Here is a 22,998-nt window from a genome sequence, read left to right on the forward strand (position 1 = left end):
ACAGGCTCTTTTTCTCATTTTTTTCGTGATTTATTTGGTGGTTTAATTTGAAAAGTGTAGTTTTTTGCCATCAAAACTCATTGAAAAGTGTATAAAGGTCATGCTGTATAGGAAGATTACATCATACATCGAAGACAATTTGAACTGAGAACCTTATATCCTGTTGATTATCACCATGTTCTTTTGAGTCATACGATAGTCAGAGAGTAGGTTCCAAATGCCATCTTCTGATAAAACTCCACGTTTTAGGTCGGGAGGGAGATTTCCGGTTTCATCAGCAGCAAAGTCCTGCTTCCACAATTCACTGCTATAGTATTTGCTGAGTTCGGCAATATCTTCTTTAATAGCTTTCAGAGAATCTGCAGTCCCATCTTTGATGGCAGCCAAGGCTTTATTGAAACGTTGCTCCATCCACTTGATTCGCTCGATTTGTAACAGTTTACAAATCGGATTCTCTCTGATAATCTTTGGTGCAGACCTTCCTGCCAGCACAAGCACCTTTTTGCCGTTTCGGTAGATATGTAGTTGACGAGAGCGGACTACGGCAGTCAGCTCTGGATCATCCTGCATGGCTATCCATAGATAATGAAACATGCCATCCTCTTTAAACAGCTTCTTTTGCAAGTGCGAGCACATGCTTGTTGTGTCAGTCGTCAGCATTCTATTATAATCACAAAACATTTTTAAAGCTATGGCAAAGATAGTTGTTTTCAGAATAAAATTCGAATTTTTGCCTTCACTATTAGGATAGTTTATGAAGAAAAATGCTTTTTCAAGTAATATTTCTTGTGTGGACACAAAAAAAAAGACACCGCTTAAGCGATGTCTTTTGGAGGGTGCCCGGTGGGACTCGAACCCACGACATTCAGAACCACAATCTGACGCTCTAACCAACTGAACTACGGGCACCATTTCTGAATTGCGGGTGCAAAGGTACGGAGATTTTTTTAATCTACCAAACATTTGATGTAGTTTTTTATAAAAATTTAGTTTTTGGTTAAAAATGTATAACAAAGAGAGGCCGCTCGCGCGCGTTTCAATTATTCTTTGTAATTTTGCAGCCGTGAAGATAAAAGAAGTGCTGAGCGCCCTTGAACGTTTCGCGCCTCTGCCCTTGCAGGAAAGTTGGGATAATGCTGGCTTGCAACTGGGACTGACAGAGACGGAGGTTTCAGGGGCATTATTGTGTCTGGACGTGAACGAACGTATCGTTGACGAGGCTATGGCGAAGGGTTGCAATCTGATTGTAAGCCACCATCCGCTGTTGTTTCGTGGTTTGAAAACCATCAGCGATCTGACCGACGTTCAGCGCACCGTGATGCGTGCTATTAAGCAGGGCATAGCGGTGGTATCGATGCACACCAATATGGATAATGCCCGTGGTGGTGTGAACTTTAAGATAGCTCAGAAGCTGGGGCTGCAGAATGTGGCGTTTTTCGCGCAGAAGCAGGTTGACGGCATTGAGGCTGGCAGTGGGGTAGTGGGCGAGTTGCCCGAAGCTATGGCTGCCGACGACTTTATTATTGGTGTGAAGAATGCCTTAGGTGTGGAGTGTGCGATGTGCAACGAGTTGCTGCGCCGCCCCATTAAGCGCGTGGCCATCTGCGGTGGTGCGGGCGATTTTCTGCTCGACGAGGCCGTTAAGAACCAGGCCGATGCGTTTATTACTGGCGAGATGCACTACCATCAGTACTTTGGCTATGAGCAGCAGATACAGATTTGCGTGATAGGTCACTATCAGAGCGAACAGTACACTGCCGAAATCTTTGAGGAGATTATCCAGAAAGAGTGCCCCGGCGTAAAGACCTGCATAGCCGAAACATGTACGAATCCAATATTGTATATTTAAATAAATTAGTAGAATTATGGCAAAGAAAGATCCATCAGAACTGTCAGTTGAAGAGCGCCTGAAGACGCTGTATCAGTTGCAGACCGCCCTCTCGGCTATCGACGAGAAGCGTATGTTGCGCGGTGAGCTGCCCCTGGAAGTACAAGACCTGGAAGACGAGATTGAGGGTTTGACCACTCGTGTTGAGAAGATTGCAAACGAGATTGCGGACTACCAGAGAGCTATCAGCCAGAAGAAGGGCGAGATTGCCGATGCCGAGGCCAGCGTAGAGCGCTATAAGGCTCAGCTGGATGAGGTTAAGAACAACCGTGAATACGACACACTCTCGAAGGAGATTGAGTTCCAGACACTGGAAATTGAGCTGTGTAATAAGAAGATTCGCGAGGCTAACAACAAGATTGCCGACAAGCAGCGTGAGCAGGAAAGCAGCGAGGCTCTGATTGCAGAGCGTCAGAGCGACCTGGAGGTTAAGAAGAACGAGCTTGAGGAAATTATGGAAGAGACTCGCGTAGAGGAGGAGAAGCTGAAGGAGCAGGTTAAGACACTAGAGGCTAAGATTGAGGGTCGTTTGCTTACTTCGTTCAAGCGCATCCGTAGAAATGCTCGCAACGGTCTGGGTATCGTTTACGTACAGCGTGATGCCTGCGGTGGTTGCTTTAACAAGATTCCACCCCAGCGCCAGTTGGATATCAAGATGCACAAGAAGATTATTGTATGCGAGTACTGCGGACGTATCATGATCGACCCAGAGCTGGCAGGCGTTAAGATCGACAAGGCAACAGGTGCTACCGAGGAGAAGAAGGGTCGTGCAAAGCGCTCTATCCGCAAGACTTCGACCTCGAAGAAGTCGACCGATGCCAACGATATGGAATAATCGGAAATGTTATAAATTCTGATAGTCGGGGATATCCTCTAAAAAGTAATATTTTTGGTTGGCATAATCCATTTTACAGCAGATGTGCTGCATGCCGTTGCTAACTATCAGATAATCTACCTTCAGCAAAAGATTGTAAGCCGATATTTGGTTGAACGTCTTTTGCTGAAGTTTTATTTGTGGGGCTTTGTACTCGATAATCATCTGTGGGGCGGCCACCTTATTATATAATACGGTGTCGCAGCGCAGGCGCTTTTCGCCCACGTTCAGCTCAATCTCGTTACCCATCAGTCCGGCTGGGTAACCCTTGTGTTCAACCAGATAATGCACAAAATGCTGGCGAACCCACTCCTCGGGTGTCAGCGCTACGTATTTTCGGCGTAAAAAGTCGAAAATTACCTGTTTATTGCCCTGCTGGGCTATTTTTATTTCGTATGTAGGGAGGTTTAATCGAAACATTTTTGTAAATTTGCAGGCAAAATTACAAATAATAAATGAAATAGCAACATGGCTGAGGCAAAAAATGTGAGTTTTGAGAGCATTATGCGCGATTTGGAGGCTGGAAAATTTGCGCCCGTCTACTATCTGATGGGCGACGAATCGTATTATATCGACAAGATTGCCGACTATATAGCCGACCACGCATTACGCCCTGAGGAACGTGATTTTAACCAGACTGTGGTGTTCGGATCGGACGTGAATGCGTCGCAGATTGCCGATCTGGCGCGTCGCTATCCTATGATGGCCGAGCGCCAGGTGGTGATAGTAAAAGAGGCGCAGAATATTAAGAATACGGAGGCGCTTGAGCGCTATTTTGCGCAGCCTATGGCCAGTACGGTTTTGGTGATGTGCCACAAGAACGGCAAGGTTGACGGTAGAAAATCGGGCTACGTGAAGGCGATCAAATCACACGGCATACTGTTTGAGAGTATGAAACTCAAGGATAGAGAACTGCCTGGTTTTATAGAAAACTACCTGAGAACGCGTCGTGTGAAGATTGATGCCAAATCGGTTCAGATGATAGCCGAGAATATTGGCGCCGATTTGAGTCGACTGGTGGGCGAGCTGGATAAAGTGATTATTTCGTTGCCCGAGGAGAATAGGGTAGTGACCCCGCAGGTGGTTGAGGAGCAGATTGGTGTGAGCAAAGAGTTTAATGGATTTGAGCTTCGCGATGCCATTGTGAACCGAAATGTGTTTAAGGCAAATCAGATAATAAAATATTTTGACGAAAATCCAAAGGCTGGTTCCATCTACTCATTTCTCCCGTTGCTCTTTAATTACTTCCAGAATTTGATGATTGCGTATTATGCGCCAAATAATAAGAGTCAGGAGGGTGTTGCAGAGTGGCTGGAATTCAAAAATCCATGGCAAGCTAAGGACTACATGACGGGTATGCGAAACTACTCTGGAATGAAGGTGATGCAGATCATTTCTAAAATGCGAGAGATTGACGCTAAAAGTAAGGGCTTGGATAACCCAAATACCCCTGCTGGAGAGCTTATGAAAGAACTGATTTTTTACATTTTGCACTAAATTAGGCCAAAAGCTTACTCTAGAATTTGCAAAAACAGCGCTTTTCGTGAGCGCTTTTTTTGTGCCTAAATGTCTGTAAAATAGGGGAGTTACGGCATTTCCTACCCGTTCAAAACTCGCGTATTTCCAGCTTTTCGGCCGATGGTTCAGAATACGCGAGAAATGGCAAAATCGCAATTTCTGGAGCTCGACGAATTCGGTCTTCACATTTATTAGGATTTGATTCTGTTGATTTAAATTCTTAAATCCGAATATTTGTTTAGGGATTTATTGGTTTGAGGATGTTGATTTTGAAAATTAAAAGCAAAAATCAGGTATTTAGATTTAAATATCAATATCTAAATATTGAGATTCTGCTTTGTATATTGATATTTATGCATACTAATTATAATAGGTTTAAGTGGTTAAATATCAACTAGTTATGTGGGTCGTATATAAACACCTTGCAGAAATTAATACTGTATTAAACCAAAAGCTGCAAAAGAGGTTTTAAAAGTATAAAGATTATGTAACTACCTTATTTATACCCAATTAGTTAGCTTAAAATATTAAAATAAGCCTTTGTATAGATTTATAATCACGAATTTAGATTTAAAAATATAAAGTCCAATTTTACCCTTAATCATCTTTTGGTTTACAAATATAAAACTATAAACTAAAATTATAAAATCTTAAATTGTATCTACATTTGTTGTATATTTCATTTTTTTGTTTTACCTTTGTAAACTGAAAGAAAACAGGGCCTAACAGCCCTATTAAGCACTTAGTTACAGCAATGAAAGATAGAATCAGGCAAATTATGGAGAGCCAGCACATGACTCAGCAGCTCTTCGCCGACTACATCGGTCAGAGTCCAGCTACCCTTAGTAGCATCTTCAACGGTCGTACACGTCCTACCTTAAACATCGTTGAAGCCATCAAAAAGAAAATTCCTAACATCAATACCGATTGGTTGATGTTTGGCTCGGGTGATATGTATCTGCTCCAAAATAACCCCGATCAGGATCTGTTTTCGGAGGCTGATGGTACCCCTGGTACCCACCCTATCGAGCAAAATCTGATGTTGAATTTTGATGATGCATCTGTACAGGCCCCCCAAAATGTGGCTCAGCAGCCCCAAAATTATAATAGTGTACGTAATACACACCCCGAAATTGCTCGCGAAGAGGTAAAATTCATTGACAAACCGCAGCGTAAGGTAATCGAGATTCGTGTGTTTTACGATGATCAGACATGGGATACTTTTGTACCTGCGAAGAAATAAAGTTTTGTGGTTTCAAAAAATAATAGTACCTTTGTACCCGAATTAAAAATTTGAAGTATGAAGAAGTATATACTTGACCTCAAGGTGAAGCAGGTAGAGCAGATTCATCAGCGTTATGTGCTTATAAAACTAACTGATGATAAACCTCTGCCCGATATGCTGCCCGGTCAGTTTGTCGAGGTGCGTGTAGATGGTTCTACATCTACCTTTTTACGCCGCCCCATTTCCATTAACTTTGTTGATCGCACCGCCAACGAGCTTTGGCTGTTAGTAGCCACCATAGGCGACGGAACCCGTACATTAGCTAAACTGCAACCTGGCGATACGCTTAACTGTGTGCTACCATTAGGCAACGGCTTTACACCTGCCAAAACTGGCGAGAAGGTGCTGCTGGTTGGCGGTGGCGTAGGTGTGGCCCCACTGCTGTATATGGGTGCCGAGATGAAGCGCCAGGGTATTGAGCCAACTTTCCTGTTAGGAGCGCGTACGGCCAACGACCTGTTGATGTTGCCTATATTTAATATGTACGGGCGCGTGTACGTAACAACCGAGGACGGATCGATGGGTGAGAAGGGATTTGTAACTAATCACTCGCTGCTGAGTCTGGAGCGCTTCGACCGTATCAGTACCTGTGGTCCAACGCCAATGATGAAGGCTGTGGCTCGTTATGCCCGCCAGAACAACATCGACTGTGAGGCCTCGTTAGAGAACCTGATGGCTTGCGGACTGGGTGCTTGCCTGTGCTGCGTAGAGAAAACTACCGAGGGCAATTTGTGTGTTTGTAAGGATGGACCCGTGTTTAATATTAAGAAACTGTTATGGCAAGACTAAATGTAAAGATTGCTGACTTGGAGCTGAAGAACCCTGTGATGACTGCATCGGGTACTTTTGGTTACGGATTGGAGTTTGCCGACCTGATGCCTCTGGATGGTATCGGCGGTATTATTGTGAAGGGAACCACCCTGAATCCACGTGAGGGTAACGACTATCCACGTATGGCCGAAACAGCCAGCGGTATGCTGAACTGTGTAGGACTGCAGAATAAAGGCGTAGATTACTTCTGTGAGCACATCTATCCGCTGATTAAGGATATAGATACCAATATGATTGTAAACGTGAGCGGATCGAGTCCTGAGGATTATGCTGAGTGTGCTGCCCGTATCGATGCATTAGAAAAAATCCCTGCCATCGAGCTGAATATCTCGTGTCCTAACGTAAAGGATGGCGGTATGGCCTTTGGTGTTACGTGTGCTGGTGCTGCCAGTGTGGTAAAGGCTGTGCGCCAGCGTTACCACAAAACACTGATAGTAAAGCTGAGTCCTAACGTAACTGATATTGCCGAGATTGCGCGTGCTGTAGAGGCCGAGGGTGCTGATAGCGTATCGCTGATAAATACGCTGATGGGTATGGCTATTGATATCGAGAAGCGCAAAACACTGCTGAGTATCAATACTGGCGGTTTGAGCGGTCCCTGTGTAAAGCCTGTGGCGCTGCGTATGGTGTGGCAGGTGGCTAAGGCCGTTAAGATACCTGTAATAGGCTTAGGTGGTATTAGTTGTGCCAAGGATGCCATCGAGTTCCTGATGGCTGGTGCAACGGCTATCGAGATTGGTACAGCCAACTTCCTGGATCCGGCAGTAAGTATCAAGGTGAGAGATGGCATTAACGAGTGGCTTGATGCACACGGCTGCCAGTCGGTAAGCGAGATAATAGGGGTTATTTAACCCCTTTTTTTGTGCCGTATAGATACAAAATTTGGGGGCTACCAATCGGCAGCCCCCAACCAACACAAAAACTAAACTAGACTTAACTAAAGCAATTCCGGGGTTTTCCCAAATCCCTGATTGCGGTGCAAAGATACGCATAGTTTTTGAAACTACCAAATCTTTTTTGCATTTTTTTGCAATCGGGGTGTTCTTTTCTATAAAATTACCGCATTTCGCAGTAAAATATAGTCTAAAATTGTCATTGCAGCCATCGATTCAACAACAGGCACTGCTCTGGGCAAAACGCACGGATCGTGGCGCCCGTGAGCCGTGAAAGTGGTGGCATTTCCTTCCTTATCTACTGTTTGCTGTTCAGTAAGAATAGTGGCTACTGGTTTAAAGGCCACGCGGAAGTAAATGTCCTGCCCGTTGCTGATACCGCCCTGAATGCCGCCACTGTGATTAGTGGTGGTAGTGATGGGCTGCTGATTGTCAGTTGATGGTACGAACACGTCGTTTACCTGACTGCCACGCATGGTAGCACTGTCGAAACCATCGCCATACTCAAAGCCTTTGACGGCATTGATGCTCAGCATGGCCTGACCTAACGAGGCGTGCAACTTATCGAACTCAGGCTCGCCTAAGCCTGTGGGACATCCCTTGATTACACAAGTAATGATACCGCCAATGGTGTCTCCCTCGGCCTTTACCTTAGCTATCAGCGCCTCCATTTCGGCTGCTTTCTGCTGGTCGGGGCATCGTACGGCGTTAGTCGCGGTAAGACTAAGGTCGTAACGGCTGTAATCCTTATCAAGTGCAATATCGCCTACCTGTGATGTGTAGGCCTGAATACTGATACCCTTCTGGCGCAATACCAGTTTGGCCAATGCGCCGCCCACGCAACGGCTGATGGTGATACGTGCCGATGAGCGGCCGCCACCACGATGATCGCGAATGCCGTACTTCTCGAAATACGTATAGTCGGCATGCGATGGACGGAAAAGGTTACGCATATTCTCGTAATCGTTGGAGTGCTGATTGGTGTTACAAACGATGAATCCGATGGGGCAGCCTGTAGATTTGCCCTCAAACACACCGCTTAGCAGTTCTACACGGTCGGCTTCCTGTCGCGAGGTGGTGATAGCACTCTGACCAGGGCGACGGCGATTCAGCTCGCTCTGAATAAACTCCATATCGATGTCGATGTCGGCAGGCATGCCATCAATCACGCCGCCAACGGCCTCGCCATGACTCTCGCCGAAGGTTGTGAGTGTGAATATGTGTCCAAATGTGTTGCGCATAGGGGTAGGGGGATTTTTTAGGGGTTAGTGACAGTGTCCGCAACCGCAACCACAACCATCGTCGTGGTGGTGATGCTCGTGATCGCAGCCTTCGTGATTGCAGCCCTCGTGGTCGCCACCGCAGCCACCACAACCGCCGCATCCGCCTGTCATGTGCTTAATCAGGTGCTGAATCTCCTCGTCGGTAGCCTCGCGGTTCTCAATCACCTTACCCTTGAAGTTCAGGGTCTTGCCAGCCAATGGGTGGTTGGTGTCAACAGTAACACCGTCTTCCTCGATCTTTACCACCTTAGCCATGAACTGATGGTCCTCGTTGTCCATCAGGGTGATAACGGCACCCTCGAAGATGTTATCGTGATCGAAATGACCGTTAACGGTAAATACCTCGCGGCTAACCTTGTGAACGCCCTCAGCTACATACTCGCCGAATGCCTGAGCAGGAGCCAACTCGAAATCAAAGTCGCTGCCCTTCTCAAGACTCTTTACCTTCTCCTCGAAGGCATCGAGTGCTACGCTGAAGCCGGTGATAAACTCAAATGGACGGTCGTCGCCAGTCTGCTCCTCAAGCTCACTCTTGCCATCCTTCAGGCTGTATAACTGGTATACAACCGACATGAATCTGTTTTTTGTCTCTTCCATTATACCTATTATATATATATTTAGTTTCAGCCTGCAAAGTTACGCATTTTCTGCCAAATACACGAACGTTTAATTGGAAAAAGTAAAAAAATACTTATTTCTGCCTTTCTTTGATATGTATCAATAAAAGGACTGTGTTCGCACACAATTACACAAAAATGCTTGCGAGTATCAAAAAATCGCCGTACCTTTGCACCGTCAAAAAGACAAAAGGATAACAAATTAAAGTATAAAAGTAGGTTGGCTGTAAAAAGTCACCGAGTAAAAAAAGAAAGGGTAAAAAGATGAAAAAGATGATGATGACATTGGTAGCAATGCTGAGCATGACAACTGCATTTGCTGAGGGTGAGAACACTAACGCTGTAAACAACGTTGAGGCTTACAAGATGGACGTTAACATGGACAAGCTCTCAAAGGTTCTGAACCTGGCTATCGACCAGCGCGAGGCAGTAGAGAACATCCACAATGTATTCAATACTGAGATTTCTTATGCAGCTCAGGCAAGTAACAGCGAGCGCGAGGCTATGGTTAAGCACGCTATCGATACCGACGTAAAGCGTATGCGCTACGTGCTCAACGAGGATCAGATACGTACATACCTCCTGTTGCTGAACACCACTATCAACAACCGTGGTTTGAACAAGTAAATTCGTAGTTTTTTAGTTATTATTGGTCATTCTTTATAGAGGCATTCCTTTGGGAATGTCTCTATTTTTATGCTTAAAATTTGCAAATGTCGATTTTTTTTGCTTACTTTGCACGCTGAAAATGATTATAACCAAATAATAGCATAAAAGGTATGAAGAATATTAAGTTTTTACTGATGTCGATGGTTGCCGCTCTGCTGGTTAGCTGCGGTACCACAAGTACTGTGCCTATCACAGGTCGCAAGCAGAATCTGATGGTTAGCGATGGTGAGATGCTGAGTCTGTCGACCCAGCAGTATCAGGAGTTTATGAAAACTGCCAAGCTTTCTACCGATGCCACCAAAACCGCTATGGTTAAGCGTGTGGGACAGAATCTGGCCAACGCTGTGGTAAGCTATCTGAATGCTAACGGTATGCAGAACGATGTGCAGAACTACAAGTGGCAGTTTAACCTGGTGGCCGATAAGCAGGCCAACGCATGGTGTATGCCTGGCGGACTGATTGTGGTTTACGAAGGTATCTTGCCTATCACACAGGACGAGGCTTCGTTGGCTATCGTGCTTGGACATGAGATTGCCCACGCTGTAGCACGTCACTCTGCCGAGCAGATGAGCACCCAGATCAAGCAGCAGTATGGTGTGCAGGGAGCAGGTGCTCTGGCCAGCATTCTGGGTGTAGGCAGCAATACCGTTGCCGTCGGCCAGGCTGTGGTTAGCTCTGGTATCAACTTGTTTAATCTTAAATACTCGCGTAGCCATGAGAGCGAGGCTGATTACATGGGTTTGATTTTTGCTGCGATGGCAGGTTATAATCCTGAAGCTGCTGTTACTTTCTGGCAGCGTATGGCATCGGCCAGCACCAGCAACACATCTGAGTTCCTGAGCGATCACCCATCAGATGCTACCCGTATCAAGAATATTCAGGGTTGGTTGCCCGAGGCTAAGAAGTACTACAAGCCAAAGACCACCACTACGGCTAAGAAGACAACCACCACAAAAAAGACTACAACTAAAAAAACTACAAAAAAGAAGTAAATAAATGAATAGAAGTACAATTACTATTGCGTTTGCTGCCTGCGCAATGATGGCACAGGCGCAGACACAGGGTGGAGGCATCTCTGCCCAGATGTTACAGGAAATCCAGAAGGAACAGAAACAGTGTGGTAAGGAGCGTGTTATCGCCAATGCCATCTATGGTATGAGCATTGATGCGCTGGCCAAGAACTACAAGGTGGCCGCCCTGCCTATCGACACTCATTTCTCGGTTGAAACCCGTAAGCAGTCGATTACCGATCAGAAATCATCTGGCCGTTGCTGGATGTTCAGCGGACTGAACGTGCTGCGTTCAAACTATATGGCTCAGGCCGATTCTGTAAGCATCGAGTTCTCACAGGCTTATCTGTTCTTCTGGGATCAGTTGGAGAAGTCGAACCTGATGCTTCAGGGCGTGATTGATACTGCCAAGAAGCCTATGGACGATCAGCGTGTGCAGTTCTTCTTCCAGTCGCCTATTGGTGATGGTGGTACTTTCTGCGGTGTGGCCGACCTGGCACCCAAATACGGACTGGTTCCCTCAGAGATCATGCCTGAGAGCTTTACTAGCGAGAACACCTCGAAGGCTCGCAGTCTGATTTCGTCGAAACTGCGTGAGTTTGGACTCCAGCTGCGTGATATGGTAGCTAAGAAAAAGAGTGCTGCCGATATCCAGAAGGCAAAGACCGAGATGCTGGCTCAGATCTATCGTATGCTGAAGCTGACACTGGGCGTTCCCGTTGAGAAGTTCACCTATGCTTTCCACGATAAGAACGGTCGCCAGTTAGGCGAAGCCAAGGAGTACACCCCACTGAGTTTCTATCAGGAGGTAGTAGGTGGCGAGCTGAACGGCACCTTTATCATGGTGATGAACGACCCACGTCGTGAGTACTACAAGACTTACGAGGTAGAGTACGATCGCCACACCTATGATGGAAGCAACTGGCGCTATCTGAACCTGCCTATGGAGGAGATTGAGCAGCTGGCTATCGCCTCGCTGAAGGATGGCCGTAAGATGTACAGCTCGTACGATGTTGGCAAACTGCTGGATCGTAAACGTGGCTATGCTTCGTTAGATAATTTCGACTACGGATCGGTATTCGGAACCACCTTTAAGATGGACAAGGCTCAGCGTATTTCTACCTTTGACAGTGGTTCTACCCACGCTATGACGTTGACTGCTGTCGACCTGGATAAGCAGGGCAAACCCATTAAGTGGAAGGTTGAGAACTCGTGGGGTGCTACCAACGGTCAGCAGGGCTGCCTGATTATGACTGCCGACTGGTTCCGTGAGTATATGTTCCGACTGGTTGTAAATAAAAAGTATGTTTCAGAGAAGTTGCTGAAGGCATACAACACCAAGCCAGTAATGGTAATGCCCGAGGACCCATTGTTCTTGCCCGATGAGTAAAGCTATTATTGTAGGCGCCTCATCAGGTATCGGACTCGAAGTGGCCCGTCTATTCATCCAGCGAGGCTGGACGGTAGGCGTGGCCGCTCGTCGTTTAGACCTGTTGCAAACCATTGGCGCCGCCGATGTGGAGCAGATTGATGTAACCAGTGCTGATGCACCCGATAAGCTGATGCAGCTGGTTGAGCGTTTGGGGGGAATGGATTTGTTTTTCTATGCTTCGGGTATCGGAAAGCAGAACCGTGAACTAACGCCCGATATCGAGTTGGCTACTGTTGAGACCAATGGCTTGGGCTTTACCCGTATGATAGGCTGTGCCTATCGCTATTTTGCCCAGCAGGGCAGGGGACATATCGCTGCTATCACCTCTATCGCTGGTACCAAAGGACTTGGTCCGGCACCAGCCTATTCGGCAACCAAAGCCATGCAGAATGTGTATCTGCAGGCTTTAGAGCAGCAGGCCAACGCCCGAAAGCTCGATATCAGGTTTACCGATATCCGTCCTGGTTTTGTGGATACGGCCCTGTTGAGTGGTACGTTCCACTATCCCATGATGCTGAAGCCACAGGCTGTGGCACGCGAGATTGTGAGTGCCATCGAACATCATAAGCACATTCGTGTGATCGACTGGAAATATCGCATCCTGACTGCCGTTTGGCGCAGAATACCCAGATGCATCTGGCGTAGAATCAAATTGTAAAATCGATTAAAACTAAACTATATTATAATGAATAAGGTAGAGAAATACCAGTTGCTGCAGCAGCAGATCAAGGCGCTGAGCGCTGGTGAGACCGATCAGGTGGCTGTGATGGCTAATGTGGCTGCAGCCATATATTTGGAGATGGGATTCTGGTGGACAGGATTCTATCGTGTACAGAACGGCGAGTTGGTACTGGGTCCATTCCAGGGACCTGTGGCCTGCATGCATATCGGCTATGGCAAGGGTGTATGCGGAACCTCGTGGAAACAGGGCGAGACCATTGTGGTGCCCGATGTAGAACAGTTCCCTGGTCATATCGCTTGCAGCAGCGAGTCGCGTTCGGAAATTGTTGTGCCAGTAAGATCGGCCGAAGGCGAAATTATAGCTGTACTCGACATCGATAGCAAGGATTTGGCAACATTCGATGAGGTTGACAAGCAGTGGCTGGAAGAGATTGTCAAGGTGTTCGAATAAAAAATAAAAAAACGCAGAGAAATTTTTGGCAGTGTGGGCAGAAATGCTTAAATTTGCACCCGATTTAAATAGTTAACGCCCAAGTCGCATCCTCGTGTAGGGTGGGAGCGAACTGACAAGACGACGGCTCTCGGGTAGGGCTGGCACGGAACGCAGGGATTAAGTACAACTCCTTGGCAAACTTATTGGCGAGCCGAGTAAAAATTTAAAGCTATATGGCACAAATGAATTTCGGTGGCGTAACAGAAACTGTTGTCACCAGCAAAGAGTTCTCACTTGAGAAAGCACGTGAAGTATTGAAAAATGAGACCATCGCTGTAATCGGTTATGGCGTTCAGGGACCAGGCCAGGCCTGCAACCTGCGTGATAACGGATTTAATGTGATTGTGGGTCAGCGCCCTGGCAAGACCTACGACAAGGCTGTGGCCGACGGTTGGGTTCCTGGCGAGACTCTGTTCTCAATCGAGGAAGCCGCTGAGAAGGGTACTATTCTTTGCATGCTGCTCTCTGATGCTGGTCAGATTCAGCAGTGGCCCACCATCAAACAGTATCTGAAGCCTGGCAAGACTCTTTATTACAGCCACGGTTTCGCCATCAACTGGAGCGATCGTACAGGTGTAGTTCCTCCAAAGGATGTTGACGTGATTATGGTTGCACCTAAGGGTAGTGGTACCAGCCTGCGCACTATGTTCTGCGAGGGTCGTGGTTTGAACTGCTCATATGCTGTTTACCAGGATGCTACTGGTAATGCTAAGGAGAAGACTCTGGCCTTTGGTATCGGTATTGGTGCTGGATATATGTTTGAGACCACCTTCGAGCGCGAGGCTACATCAGACTTGACTGGTGAGCGTGGTTCGTTGATGGGTGCCATTCAGGGACTGCTGCTGGCTCAGTACGAGGTACTGCGCGAGCACGGACACTCTCCCTCAGAGGCTTTCAATGAAACTGTAGAGGAATTGACCCAGAGCCTTGGCCCTCTCTTCGGTGCTAAGGGTATGGACTGGATGTATGCTAACTGCTCGACCACCGCACAGCGCGGTGCTCTCGACTGGGCTCCACGATTCCACGATGCTATCAAGCCCGTTATGGAGTGGTTGTACTACTCGGTACAGACGGGTAACGAGGCTCAGATTACCATCGACGCTAACTCGAAGCCCGACTACCGCGCCGGACTGGAGAAAGAGTTGGAGGCTATGCGTAATCAGGAAATGTGGCGTGCTGGCGAGACCGTACGTAAGCTGCGTCCTGAGAACCAAGACGTATAACACTACAATCACGGGGGTGCACACGCATCCCCGTGATTCATTTTTAAATATGATATGGGAAAATTAGTAATTAATTCGTACGATGAATTCGCAGCCCACTTGGGTGAGGAGCTCGGCGCTTCTGACTGGCTGCAAGTAGACCAAGACCGTATTAATCTTTTTGCCGACGCTACACTGGATCATCAGTGGATTCACGTTGACGTGGAGCGCGCCAAGAAGGAGAGTCAGTATCAGAGCACTATCGCTCACGGCTATCTGACCCTGTCGCTGTTGCCCTATATGTGGGACCAGATTATCGAGGTGAACAACATTAAGATGCTGGTTAACTACGGAATGGACAAGATGCGATTCGGACAGCCAGTTATCACAGGCTCAAAGGTACGTTTGGTAACCAAATTGCACAACATTCAGAACCTGCGTGGTATCTGTAAGGCAGAGATTGAGTTCAGAATTGAAATCGAGGGACAGCGCAAACCCGCACTCGAGGGTATCGCATCGTTCCTGTATTATTTTAATTAATAGGTATGGGTGGATTTTTTGGAACCATTTCCACAAAGTGCTGTGTAAACGATTTGTTCTACGGCACCGATTATAATTCGCACCTGGGTACCAAGCGTGCAGGACTGGTAACATTTGATGAGGAGAAAGGTTTTAGTCGTAAAATCCATAACCTGGAGCGTGATTATTTCCGCTCTAAGTTTGAGGATGAACTCGACTCGTTTTCAGGAAAACAGGGTCTTGGCGTAATTAGCGATACCGACCCACAACCCATACTCGTTAACTCGCACTTAGGCCGCTATGCCGTAGTTACCGTAGCTAAGATTAACAACCTGGAGGAGATTGCACAAGAGCTGCTGGATCGCCGCATGCACTTTAGTGAGTACTCGGCCAATACCATCAACCAGACAGAGCTGGTGGCCCTGCTTATTAATATGGGTCGCACATTTGTTGAAGGTATCAACCTGGTTTACAAAAAGATTGAGGGATCGTGCTCGATGCTGATTCTGACCGAGAAGGGTATTATTGCTGCCCGCGACTTCCTGGGCCGCACACCTATCGTTATCGGACAGAAGGATGGCGCCTATGCCGTAAGTAGCGAGACTACCAGTTTCCCCAATCTCGACTATAAGCGTGTTCGTGACCTTGGTCCTGGTGAGATTGTATATCTTACTGCCGATAAGCTGGAGGTACTGCAGGAGCCTTGGAAACGTGAGCAGATCTGCTCGTTCCTTTGGGTTTACTATGGTTTCCCCGCATCAGATTATAATGGTATCAACGTAGAAAACGTACGTGAGACCAATGGTAAGATGATGGGTGAGAGGGATGAAACTGAGGTTGACTGCGTTTGCGGTGTGCCCGATTCGGGTGTTGGTATGGCACTCGGTTATGCCGAGGGTAAGGGCGTACCTTACAAGCGTGCCGTATTGAAGTATACACCAACCTGGCCCCGTTCGTTTACTCCTGGCAACCAGGAGCGCCGTTCGCTGGTGGCTAAGATGAAACTGATACCTAACCCAGCTTTACTGAAGGATCAGCGCGTGGTATTCTGCGACGACTCTATCGTACGTGGTACACAGCTCAAGGATAACGTAAAGACTTTCTTTGAGTATGGCGCTAAAGAGGTGCATTGCCGTATCTCTTGTCCACCACTGGTTTACGGTTGTCCATTCATCGGCTTTACCTCATCAAAGAGCGATATGGAGTTGATTACACGCCGTATCATCAAGGACTTTGAGGGCGACGATAAGAAGAATCTGGAGAAGTATGCTACCACCGATTCACCTGAGTACAAGCGTATGGTAGATGAGATTGCCAAGCGTCTGGGCCTGACCTCGCTGAAGTTTGCTAAGCTTGAGGATCTGGTTAAGAGCATTGGTATGGACAAGTGCCGCGTGTGCACACACTGCTTTGATGGCAGCAGCTACTGCCACGAGCATGATAAAGAAGACGAGCGTCAGCTTAAGTTAGATTTCTGATTTAAGACTTCGCGATACATCCATCCTCCAGTCGGATGATATATTCTTCGTCTGTGAGATATTCAATTGCAGCATCGAGTTCGCTTACGGGCAGCTCGATGCTTTTTAATTCGGTAATAAAGTGGGGCTTGCCATCATCCAACAACTGCAGAATTTTCTTGGCTGCTGCATTTAGACGGGCTTCAATCACCATCCCCTCAGCGCGATGAGCCAGACAAACATCGCACTGCTCGCAATTATGATCGTTCTCCTCGCCAAAATAGCGTAACAGCTGTCGGCTACGACACACCTTATCGTTGGTAGCGTAGCGGATCATGGCCTGAATATGTGCTTCAAACTGTACTTTGCGCTCTTCGTACACCTCAGGCATCAGCTGTATAAACTCCTTATCCTCGCGGCGCTGGGTGTAGCGGATGTAAGGCGTCTTTTTTTGTGGGATAAAGTGCAGGATATGGCGCTGCGACAAACTCTTAAGCACCAGATAAACCTGCTGGGGCTTTAAGTTGGTGGCCTGCGCCAGGAAAGCTTCGTCGATAAAATTGTAATCGGTAAACAGTCCGCCGTAATTGCGCAGCAGGGCTGTGATGATAGCGTCTTCGTTCGGACTGTTGTTCTCCAAACGATACAGATCGCTACGGCTCACGGTAAACTTTACGCGTGCCTTGTTGTCCTGCTCCTCAGTATATTCCAGATAGCCTGCGCGCTGCAGAATCTTAAGGGCCGAATCAACTCGGATAGGGAAGTGGTTGAAGTTGTGGCAGAACTTATCGATATTAAACTCGAACGTATGGTTAAAACCTGAGCCCACACCTATCTGATAATAATAGGCCAGATGCTCATAAACCTGGCGGATGTAATCCTTATCAGGGAAGGTGTCGGTAATGCGCTTTTTAAGTTTGGTTTCGTCGTGGCGGTTATACAAAAGTACAGCATATGCCTTGAAACCATCGCGACCAGCACGACCTGCCTCCTGGAAATAGGCCTCGATACTATCCGGACAATCCATATGTATCACCACACGCACATCGGGCTTGTCGATACCCATGCCAAAGGCGTTGGTAGCCACCATTACACGATACTTGTTTTCCTGCCACTCGCGCTGTCGCTCATCTTTCGTGCTGGCATCAAGGCCTGCATGATAGAATGTGGCTGTAATACCAGCTTCGCTGATTATCTGTGCAAACTCCTTGGTGCGCAGGCGACTGCGGGCATACACAATAGCCGAGCCATTTACGTGTTTTAGAATGTGTATCAGCTGTTCTGTCTTATCCTCAGCGTGCCTTACCACATAAGCCAGATTCTTGCGCTCAAAACTCATCTTGAACACAGAGAAGTCGCCTGACAGTTTTGCTTGGATATCATCAACGACCTGAGGGGTGGCAGTGGCAGTGAGTGCCAATACGGGCACACCAGGCACCAGACTGCGTATCTTTGCTATCTGCAGATAAGAGGGACGGAAATCGTAACCCCATTGCGAAATACAGTGGGCTTCGTCAACCGTAATAAAGCTCACCTTCATGTGGTGGAGCTTGGTCTGGAACAAGTCGGATGAGAGTCGCTCTGGCGAAACATAGAGCAGCTTGATGGCGCCAAAGATGGCGTTTTCGAGTGTTACAATGATTTCCTCGTGGGTAAGTCCGCTGTAGATAGCGGCTGCTTTGATACCTCTGCGGCGCAGATTCTCAACCTGGTCTTTCATCAGGGCTATCAGAGGGGTAATTACAATGCAAGTGCCCTCGTGTGCCAAAGCTGGAACCTGGAAGGTAATGGATTTACCACCACCAGTAGGCATCAGTCCTAATGTATCGTGGCCACTACCGATAGACTCGATGATTTCGCGCTGAATACCGCGGAAATCATCGTAGCCCCAGTAGCGATGAAGAATCTCCCTATAATTATCAATTGTCAATTGTCAAATGATTAATTATTCCTCAGAAGGCTGAATATCTTCTATCTGCAGCTGCACTTCAGTGCGCTTGTAGATATTATCTTCGATAGTGTAGACAATATCGAACGAACGCTTTGATTTGATGTAGCGTGCCGATGCGCTCTGTCCGAAGGCAATGCCATTGAGCACGTTGCTTGATTTAGAATCAACCAGCTCGAGTTTGATGTGCTCCTGCTGACGGCCCACTACCTTTGAGGTTCCGTAATCGTAAACATTGCGTGTACAGAACAGTGGTTTGGGATTATCGGGACCATGAGGTGCAAACTTCTTCAGGTCGTTGTGCAGGCGCTTGGTAACATCCTTAAAGTCGATAACCGCATCGATATCGAGTGTCGCCTCAGTCTGTTCTGGCTGAATGTGCTCCATCACGTATTTCTGGAAGCGGCTGCGGAACTCAGGGATGTTCTCGATCTTGAGCGAAAGACCTACAGCATAGGTGTGACCGCCAAAGTTCTCAAGCAAATCGCGACAGCTCTTGATGGCATCATACACATCGTAGCCAGCCACACTGCGGGCCGAACCTGTAGCAATACCGTTGAACTTGGTGAGTACTACCGTGGGGCGGTAGTAGAGTTCGGTGAGTCGCGAAGCTACAATGCCGATTACACCCTTTTTCCAGTTCTCATCGTAAAGCACGATACTGGCGTGATGCTTCTGGCTCTCCAGCTTTTCTACAATCTGGTTGGCCTCTTCGGTCATCTGCTTGTCAACATCCTTACGCTGCTCGTTGTACTCGTTAATATGGTTCGCCTCGGCCAGTGCCTTGTTCAGGTCTTTCTCAACCAGCAGGTCGACAGCCTCGGTACCATTCTGCATACGTCCTGATGCATTGATACGTGGACCAATCTTGAATACGATATCACTCATGGTGATTTCGCGTCCGGTCAAGCCACAGATATCAATAATAGCCTTTAAGCCCACCGACGGGCTCTGGTTCAGCTGTTTCAGTCCGTGGTAGGCCAGAATACGGTTCTCACCCATGATAGGCACGATATCAGCTGCAATACTTACAGCACAGAAATCGAGCAGTGGTATCAGTCGCGAGAATGGGATGCCATTGTTCTTGGCAAATGCCTGCATAAATTTAAAACCTACACCGCATCCACACAGGTCTTTGAATGGGTAGGTGGAATCTTCGCGCTTGGGGTTGAGTATCGCGACAGCATTGGGCAACTCATCATCGGGCACGTGGTGGTCGCAAATGATGAAATCAATGCCCAGACTCTTGGCATAGGCAATCTCTTCGATGGCCTTGATACCGCAATCCAGTACAATAATGAGCTTGATGCCTTTTTCTGCAGCATAATGTAGTCCCTTCTTGCTGATACCGTATCCCTCTTCATAGCGGTCGGGGATGTAATATTCGATGTTTGAATAGAACTGCTGCAGGAATTTGTACACCAAGGCTACCGCCGTACATCCATCGACATCGTAGTCGCCGTAGACCATGATACGCTCTTTGCGCCCCATCGCATCGTTGAGCCTGTCTACCGCCACATCCATGTCGTTCATCAGGAACGGATCTATCAGCTCGTTTAGCATCGGACGGAAGAAGCGCTTGGCAGCGCTCTCCGTTTTGATGCCTCGCTGGATAAGGAGATTGGCGAGTATCGGACTCATGCCGATTTTCTCTCCAAGCTCCTTAGCCGCCGTCTGTTGTTCTGATGTAGGTGGTTGGTAATTCCACTTAAAATGCATTAGATACCTAACTTTTTACGTATGTCGGCAGGAATAGCATTCTTATTAATCAGGAAGTCCATCGTGTTCAGAGCGATGTAATCCTTTGTCATATACCAGATTCCCTTGTAGGCACCAGTCTCGCCCCAAGAGTTCTTCACCAGATAATACTCCTTACCATACTGATCCTTGGCAACACCGTAAATCAGCATACCGTGGTCGTCGGTCAGCTCCCAGTTGTCGAAACGCTCCTGTCGCATCTCCTGTGTAGGCTTAACCTCAGGCACCTTGCAACCCAGTGAGTCGATGATGTTACGCTTCTTGTCCTGAGCCAGATTCAGCCAGCGAGCCATATCGCTACCAGCGAGGCTCTGAGCAGCCTTACCGTCAACGGCATAAGCCAGGCCGTTACGTGTGAATCCCTCTTCTGATACGTCGCCGCCCCAAGCGATGGTGTAACCGTTCTCAACAGCGTTGTCGATCACGCGCATCATCTCGTCCATTGGCAGGTTGTAGCTCTGTGGGAAACGCCAGTTGTCCTGTACCTCTACAGCGAAAGTAGAGTAGAAGGGGTGGTGAGTATAGCTAGTAATGCTAACATAATCGTCGAGGTTGATGTCTAACGAAGCCATGAAGCTCTTTGGAGTATACTCCTTGCCCTCGAAAGTGAATTTCTCAGGGCACTTGCCCAGATAAGCATCCAGGATACCCTGCAATCCAACCTTCCACTGGTTAGAAATCTTGCGAGCGCTACTCTTGGCAATAGCAGCAACGTATGGCTCAAGCTGACCAAAGAACTCGTTGAAGTTGTTCAGTGAGTCGCCATACAGCGAGCCTGGGAAAGGCATGATACCCTGTGGAATGATACCATGAGTCTTCATGGTGGCGAGCACGTCCTCTGCCGATCCACCCTGAGCAAACTGGCAGTCGCCGTGATAGCGAACAACCTGGATAGCACGCTCCATGTAAGTCTTGTTGGCTACGAACGACTCGTCGAGGTCGTAACTCTTACCTGTTGCCTTCAGGATCTCAGCCTCAAAGAAAGAGAGGGTAGAGTAGTCCCAGCACGTACCCGAACGGTTCTGATCCTTAATGCTTGTGATAGGGTTCTCCTTGATGGTAGTGAACACGGGCTTGTTCGCATCCTTTGCAGGCGCCTTTTTCTTGGCTGCCGAAGCACTCAAGGCCATGATAGCCACGAGTGCAAGTGTTGTCATTTTCTTCATTTTGTTTTTATTTTTTAATTTATTAATTATTCATAGCCATAAACTCCTCAACATCCTTGGGGTGGTAAGGAATTCTGTTTTTGCCCAGGAATCGGCAGCCGTCCTTGGTAATCAGGATGTCGTCCTCGATACGAATACCGCCAAAGTCCTTGTAGGTCTCGAGCTTGTCGAAGTTCAGGAACTCCTTGCAGTGTCCGCTGGCTTTCCATTCGTCGATGAGCTGTGGAATAAAATAGATACCAGGCTCGTCGGTAATTACAAAGCCCTCTTCAAGCTTGCGGCCCATACGCAGACAGTTGGTACCAAACTGCTTGAGGTTAGGACGTGTCTCCTCGTCAAAACCTACGTAAATCTGACCCAGTCCTTCCATGTCGTGAACGTCCATACCCATCATGTGTCCCAGTCCGTGAGGCAGGAACATGGCATGGGCGCCGGCACGAACGGCCTCGTCGGTATCACCCTTCATCAAACCGAGCTCCTTCAGGCGCTCTGTCATCAGTCGGCATACTGCAAAGTGTACATCCATATATTTTACGCCTGGTTTAGCCACCTCGATGGCATAATCGTGACAGGCCTCTACAATCGAGTAGATTTCTAACTGGCGCTGACTGAACTTACCGTTAACTGGCATGGTACGGGTGTGGTCCGAGCAATAGTCGTCCAGTTCGCATCCTGCATCGCAAAGAGCCAGTCGGCCAGCTTCCAGTTTAGCATCCGATGGGTTGCCGTGCATAATCTCGCCATGCTGGCTGAAGATAGTTGCAAAGCTGGTACCCTGAGCCAGACTGCGGGCGATACCGTCCACCTGTCCGCCGATATAACGCTCGGTTACACCTGGACGAATCAGCTTCTGGGCTGTGGTATGCATCATATAGCCCACCTCGCAGGCACGCTCAATAGCCTCAATCTCCTGTGGCTCCTTGGTGGCGCGCATTTTTACTACAGCCTTAATCAGCTGCAGCGAGGCCTGCTCCTTCTGCTGGTTGGGATGAATGCCCAGCAGGTCCATAATCTGTATCTTGGTATCGAAACGGTATGGGGGTAGGAAGTGATATTTAGTGTTGGGTGAGAGGTTATGGATATATGTAGCCAGTTCCTTCATGGGGGCTGTCTTCTTTACGCCAACCTCAGCAGCCAGATCGGCTACCGATGGGGTAAAGCCCATCCATACGATATCCTCTACGTCGATATCATCGCCAAAAATCATCTCTTCGTTGTTGTCGATATCAATCACACCTACCAGTCCGTCGCGGTGCTGTCCGAAGTAGTAAAGAAAAGAAGAATCCTGTCGCATAGGAGCATAAGCGTTGGCCGGATAATTAACCGGTGCATCGTTGTTTCCAAACAGAATAATAACTCCTTCGCCTACGAGTTTCTTCAGTTCTTCGCGTCTCTTAATATAAGTATCTATGCTAAACATTTGTCGAAAATACGTTTAATTTTATCAATTTGTCGGCAAAGATACACATTATTT

General features: G+C 47.6%; 22 protein-coding genes and 1 tRNA gene. 14 read left to right on the plus strand and 9 right to left on the minus strand.

What is annotated here, in order from left to right; all coding sequences use genetic code 11:
* Positions 1-153: 153 nt before the first annotated feature.
* Positions 154-798, minus strand: coding sequence for a DUF4298 domain-containing protein (locus tag T500_RS16365; RefSeq protein WP_155267472.1), 645 nt, complete (start codon positions 796-798; stop codon positions 154-156).
* 37 nt (positions 799-835) lie between these two features.
* A tRNA-His gene (locus T500_RS0107070) sits at positions 836-909 on the minus strand.
* A 154-nt stretch (positions 910-1,063) separates the two neighbouring features.
* On the opposite strand from T500_RS0107070, the gene T500_RS0107075 reads away from it, so the two are divergent.
* Together T500_RS0107075 and T500_RS0107080 are read left to right on the plus strand one after the other, a co-directional pair.
* Complete coding sequence (locus T500_RS0107075; RefSeq protein WP_028907531.1) at positions 1,064-1,849, plus strand: Nif3-like dinuclear metal center hexameric protein; 786 nt, start codon at positions 1,064-1,066, stop codon at positions 1,847-1,849.
* Positions 1,850-1,865: 16 nt separating this feature from the next.
* Positions 1,866-2,723 carry a zinc ribbon domain-containing protein gene (locus T500_RS0107080; RefSeq protein ID WP_028907532.1) on the plus strand — a complete coding sequence of 286 codons (858 nt, stop codon included), beginning with the start codon at positions 1,866-1,868 and terminating at the stop codon, positions 2,721-2,723.
* A 9-nt stretch (positions 2,724-2,732) separates the two neighbouring features.
* Here T500_RS0107080 and T500_RS0107085 read toward each other — a convergent pair whose 3' ends face one another.
* The gene (locus tag T500_RS0107085; RefSeq protein ID WP_028907533.1) at positions 2,733-3,182 is read right to left on the minus strand and encodes a type I restriction enzyme HsdR N-terminal domain-containing protein; all 450 of its coding nucleotides are present in this window, start codon (positions 3,180-3,182) and stop codon (positions 2,733-2,735) included.
* A 48-nt stretch (positions 3,183-3,230) separates the two neighbouring features.
* Here T500_RS0107085 and holA point away from each other — a divergent pair, with 48 nt between their 5' ends.
* The 4 genes from holA (at position 3,231) to T500_RS0107110 (ending at position 7,247) form a co-directional block, all read left to right on the plus strand.
* Positions 3,231-4,259 (plus strand): DNA polymerase III subunit delta, encoded by a 1,029-nt coding sequence (gene holA, locus T500_RS0107090; RefSeq protein ID WP_028907534.1) that lies wholly within the window; start codon positions 3,231-3,233, stop codon positions 4,257-4,259.
* A gap of 775 nt (positions 4,260-5,034) precedes the next feature.
* Complete coding sequence (locus T500_RS0107100; RefSeq protein ID WP_028907535.1) at positions 5,035-5,523, plus strand: helix-turn-helix domain-containing protein; 489 nt, start codon at positions 5,035-5,037, stop codon at positions 5,521-5,523.
* Between the two features lie 57 nt (positions 5,524-5,580).
* On the plus strand, positions 5,581-6,354 hold the full coding sequence (locus T500_RS0107105) for a dihydroorotate dehydrogenase electron transfer subunit (protein ID WP_028907536.1): 774 nt from the start codon (positions 5,581-5,583) through the stop codon (positions 6,352-6,354).
* Positions 6,342-7,247, plus strand: coding sequence for a dihydroorotate dehydrogenase (locus tag T500_RS0107110; protein ID WP_028907537.1), 906 nt, complete (start codon positions 6,342-6,344; stop codon positions 7,245-7,247). The genes T500_RS0107105 and T500_RS0107110 overlap by 13 nt, the downstream gene beginning before the upstream one ends.
* A 197-nt stretch (positions 7,248-7,444) precedes the next feature.
* Here the strand turns inward: T500_RS0107110 and aroC are convergent, their stop codons facing one another.
* A complete protein-coding gene (gene aroC / locus T500_RS0107115) occupies positions 7,445-8,530 on the minus strand; it encodes a chorismate synthase (RefSeq protein WP_028907538.1) in 1,086 nt (361 codons plus the stop codon).
* Positions 8,531-8,554: 24 nt separating this feature from the next.
* Positions 8,555-9,169, minus strand: a complete 615-nt coding sequence (locus tag T500_RS0107120; RefSeq protein ID WP_028907539.1) for a peptidylprolyl isomerase — start codon at positions 9,167-9,169, stop codon at positions 8,555-8,557.
* 284 nt (positions 9,170-9,453) lie between these two features.
* Between T500_RS0107120 and T500_RS0107125 the strand changes: the two genes are divergently transcribed.
* The 8 genes from T500_RS0107125 (at position 9,454) to T500_RS15420 (ending at position 16,673) form a co-directional block, all read left to right on the plus strand.
* Positions 9,454-9,816 (plus strand): hypothetical protein, encoded by a 363-nt coding sequence (locus tag T500_RS0107125; RefSeq protein ID WP_028907540.1) that lies wholly within the window; start codon positions 9,454-9,456, stop codon positions 9,814-9,816.
* Positions 9,817-9,968: 152 nt separating this feature from the next.
* The gene (locus T500_RS0107130) at positions 9,969-10,850 is read left to right on the plus strand and encodes a M48 family metallopeptidase (RefSeq protein WP_028907541.1); all 882 of its coding nucleotides are present in this window, start codon (positions 9,969-9,971) and stop codon (positions 10,848-10,850) included.
* A 4-nt stretch (positions 10,851-10,854) separates the two neighbouring features.
* Positions 10,855-12,258, plus strand: a complete 1,404-nt coding sequence (locus T500_RS0107135) for an aminopeptidase C (RefSeq protein ID WP_028907542.1) — start codon at positions 10,855-10,857, stop codon at positions 12,256-12,258.
* Complete coding sequence (locus T500_RS0107140; protein ID WP_028907543.1) at positions 12,251-12,958, plus strand: SDR family NAD(P)-dependent oxidoreductase; 708 nt, start codon at positions 12,251-12,253, stop codon at positions 12,956-12,958. Before T500_RS0107135 ends, T500_RS0107140 begins: the two co-directional genes overlap by 8 nt.
* Positions 12,959-12,985: 27 nt before the next feature.
* Positions 12,986-13,432 (plus strand): GAF domain-containing protein, encoded by a 447-nt coding sequence (locus T500_RS0107145; protein ID WP_028907544.1) that lies wholly within the window; start codon positions 12,986-12,988, stop codon positions 13,430-13,432.
* Positions 13,433-13,647: 215 nt separating this feature from the next.
* Positions 13,648-14,697 carry a ketol-acid reductoisomerase gene (gene ilvC / locus T500_RS0107150; RefSeq protein ID WP_028904416.1) on the plus strand — a complete coding sequence of 350 codons (1,050 nt, stop codon included), beginning with the start codon at positions 13,648-13,650 and terminating at the stop codon, positions 14,695-14,697.
* Positions 14,698-14,751: 54 nt separating this feature from the next.
* Positions 14,752-15,216, plus strand: a complete 465-nt coding sequence (locus T500_RS0107155; protein ID WP_013065248.1) for a MaoC family dehydratase — start codon at positions 14,752-14,754, stop codon at positions 15,214-15,216.
* A 5-nt stretch (positions 15,217-15,221) separates the two neighbouring features.
* A complete protein-coding gene (locus T500_RS15420) occupies positions 15,222-16,673 on the plus strand; it encodes an amidophosphoribosyltransferase (protein WP_036908747.1) in 1,452 nt (483 codons plus the stop codon).
* A gap of 1 nt (position 16,674) precedes the next feature.
* On the opposite strand, the gene T500_RS0107165 is transcribed toward T500_RS15420, so the two are convergent.
* The 4 genes from T500_RS0107165 to T500_RS0107180 are packed head-to-tail and all read right to left on the minus strand — an operon-like array spanning position 16,675 to position 22,944.
* Complete coding sequence (locus T500_RS0107165) at positions 16,675-18,582, minus strand: ATP-dependent DNA helicase RecQ (RefSeq protein ID WP_028907545.1); 1,908 nt, start codon at positions 18,580-18,582, stop codon at positions 16,675-16,677.
* A 15-nt stretch (positions 18,583-18,597) separates the two neighbouring features.
* A complete protein-coding gene (gene recJ / locus T500_RS0107170) occupies positions 18,598-20,319 on the minus strand; it encodes a single-stranded-DNA-specific exonuclease RecJ (protein ID WP_013063106.1) in 1,722 nt (573 codons plus the stop codon).
* Entirely contained in the window at positions 20,319-21,551 is a 1,233-nt protein-coding gene (locus T500_RS0107175; RefSeq protein ID WP_262502942.1) for an aminopeptidase C, read from the minus strand. Before T500_RS0107175 ends, recJ begins: the two co-directional genes overlap by 1 nt.
* Positions 21,547-22,944 (minus strand): aminopeptidase P family protein, encoded by a 1,398-nt coding sequence (locus T500_RS0107180; RefSeq protein ID WP_028907547.1) that lies wholly within the window; start codon positions 22,942-22,944, stop codon positions 21,547-21,549. The genes T500_RS0107175 and T500_RS0107180 overlap by 5 nt, the downstream gene beginning before the upstream one ends.
* Positions 22,945-22,998 lie beyond the last annotated feature (54 nt).

Source organism: Xylanibacter ruminicola Ga6B6 (genome assembly GCF_000687715.1).
Lineage (GTDB): Bacteria > Bacteroidota > Bacteroidia > Bacteroidales > Bacteroidaceae > Prevotella > Prevotella ruminicola_B.

Coding starts and splice junctions, on each gene's coding strand:
- T500_RS0107080 (WP_028907532.1), top strand. CDS start 1,866: ATGGCAAAGAAAGATCCATCAGAACTGTCAGTTGAAGAGCGCCTGAAG.
- T500_RS0107085 (WP_028907533.1), bottom strand. CDS start 3,182: ATGTTTCGATTAAACCTCCCTACATACGAAATAAAAATAGCCCAGCAG.
- holA (WP_028907534.1), top strand. CDS start 3,231: ATGGCTGAGGCAAAAAATGTGAGTTTTGAGAGCATTATGCGCGATTTG.
- T500_RS0107100 (WP_028907535.1), top strand. CDS start 5,035: ATGAAAGATAGAATCAGGCAAATTATGGAGAGCCAGCACATGACTCAG.
- T500_RS0107105 (WP_028907536.1), top strand. CDS start 5,581: ATGAAGAAGTATATACTTGACCTCAAGGTGAAGCAGGTAGAGCAGATT.
- T500_RS0107110 (WP_028907537.1), top strand. CDS start 6,342: ATGGCAAGACTAAATGTAAAGATTGCTGACTTGGAGCTGAAGAACCCT.
- aroC (WP_028907538.1), bottom strand. CDS start 8,530: ATGCGCAACACATTTGGACACATATTCACACTCACAACCTTCGGCGAG.
- T500_RS0107120 (WP_028907539.1), bottom strand. CDS start 9,169: ATGGAAGAGACAAAAAACAGATTCATGTCGGTTGTATACCAGTTATAC.
- T500_RS0107125 (WP_028907540.1), top strand. CDS start 9,454: ATGAAAAAGATGATGATGACATTGGTAGCAATGCTGAGCATGACAACT.
- T500_RS0107130 (WP_028907541.1), top strand. CDS start 9,969: ATGAAGAATATTAAGTTTTTACTGATGTCGATGGTTGCCGCTCTGCTG.
- T500_RS0107135 (WP_028907542.1), top strand. CDS start 10,855: ATGAATAGAAGTACAATTACTATTGCGTTTGCTGCCTGCGCAATGATG.
- T500_RS0107140 (WP_028907543.1), top strand. CDS start 12,251: ATGAGTAAAGCTATTATTGTAGGCGCCTCATCAGGTATCGGACTCGAA.
- T500_RS0107145 (WP_028907544.1), top strand. CDS start 12,986: ATGAATAAGGTAGAGAAATACCAGTTGCTGCAGCAGCAGATCAAGGCG.
- ilvC (WP_028904416.1), top strand. CDS start 13,648: ATGGCACAAATGAATTTCGGTGGCGTAACAGAAACTGTTGTCACCAGC.
- T500_RS0107155 (WP_013065248.1), top strand. CDS start 14,752: ATGGGAAAATTAGTAATTAATTCGTACGATGAATTCGCAGCCCACTTG.
- T500_RS15420 (WP_036908747.1), top strand. CDS start 15,222: ATGGGTGGATTTTTTGGAACCATTTCCACAAAGTGCTGTGTAAACGAT.
- recJ (WP_013063106.1), bottom strand. CDS start 20,319: ATGCATTTTAAGTGGAATTACCAACCACCTACATCAGAACAACAGACG.
- T500_RS0107180 (WP_028907547.1), bottom strand. CDS start 22,944: ATGTTTAGCATAGATACTTATATTAAGAGACGCGAAGAACTGAAGAAA.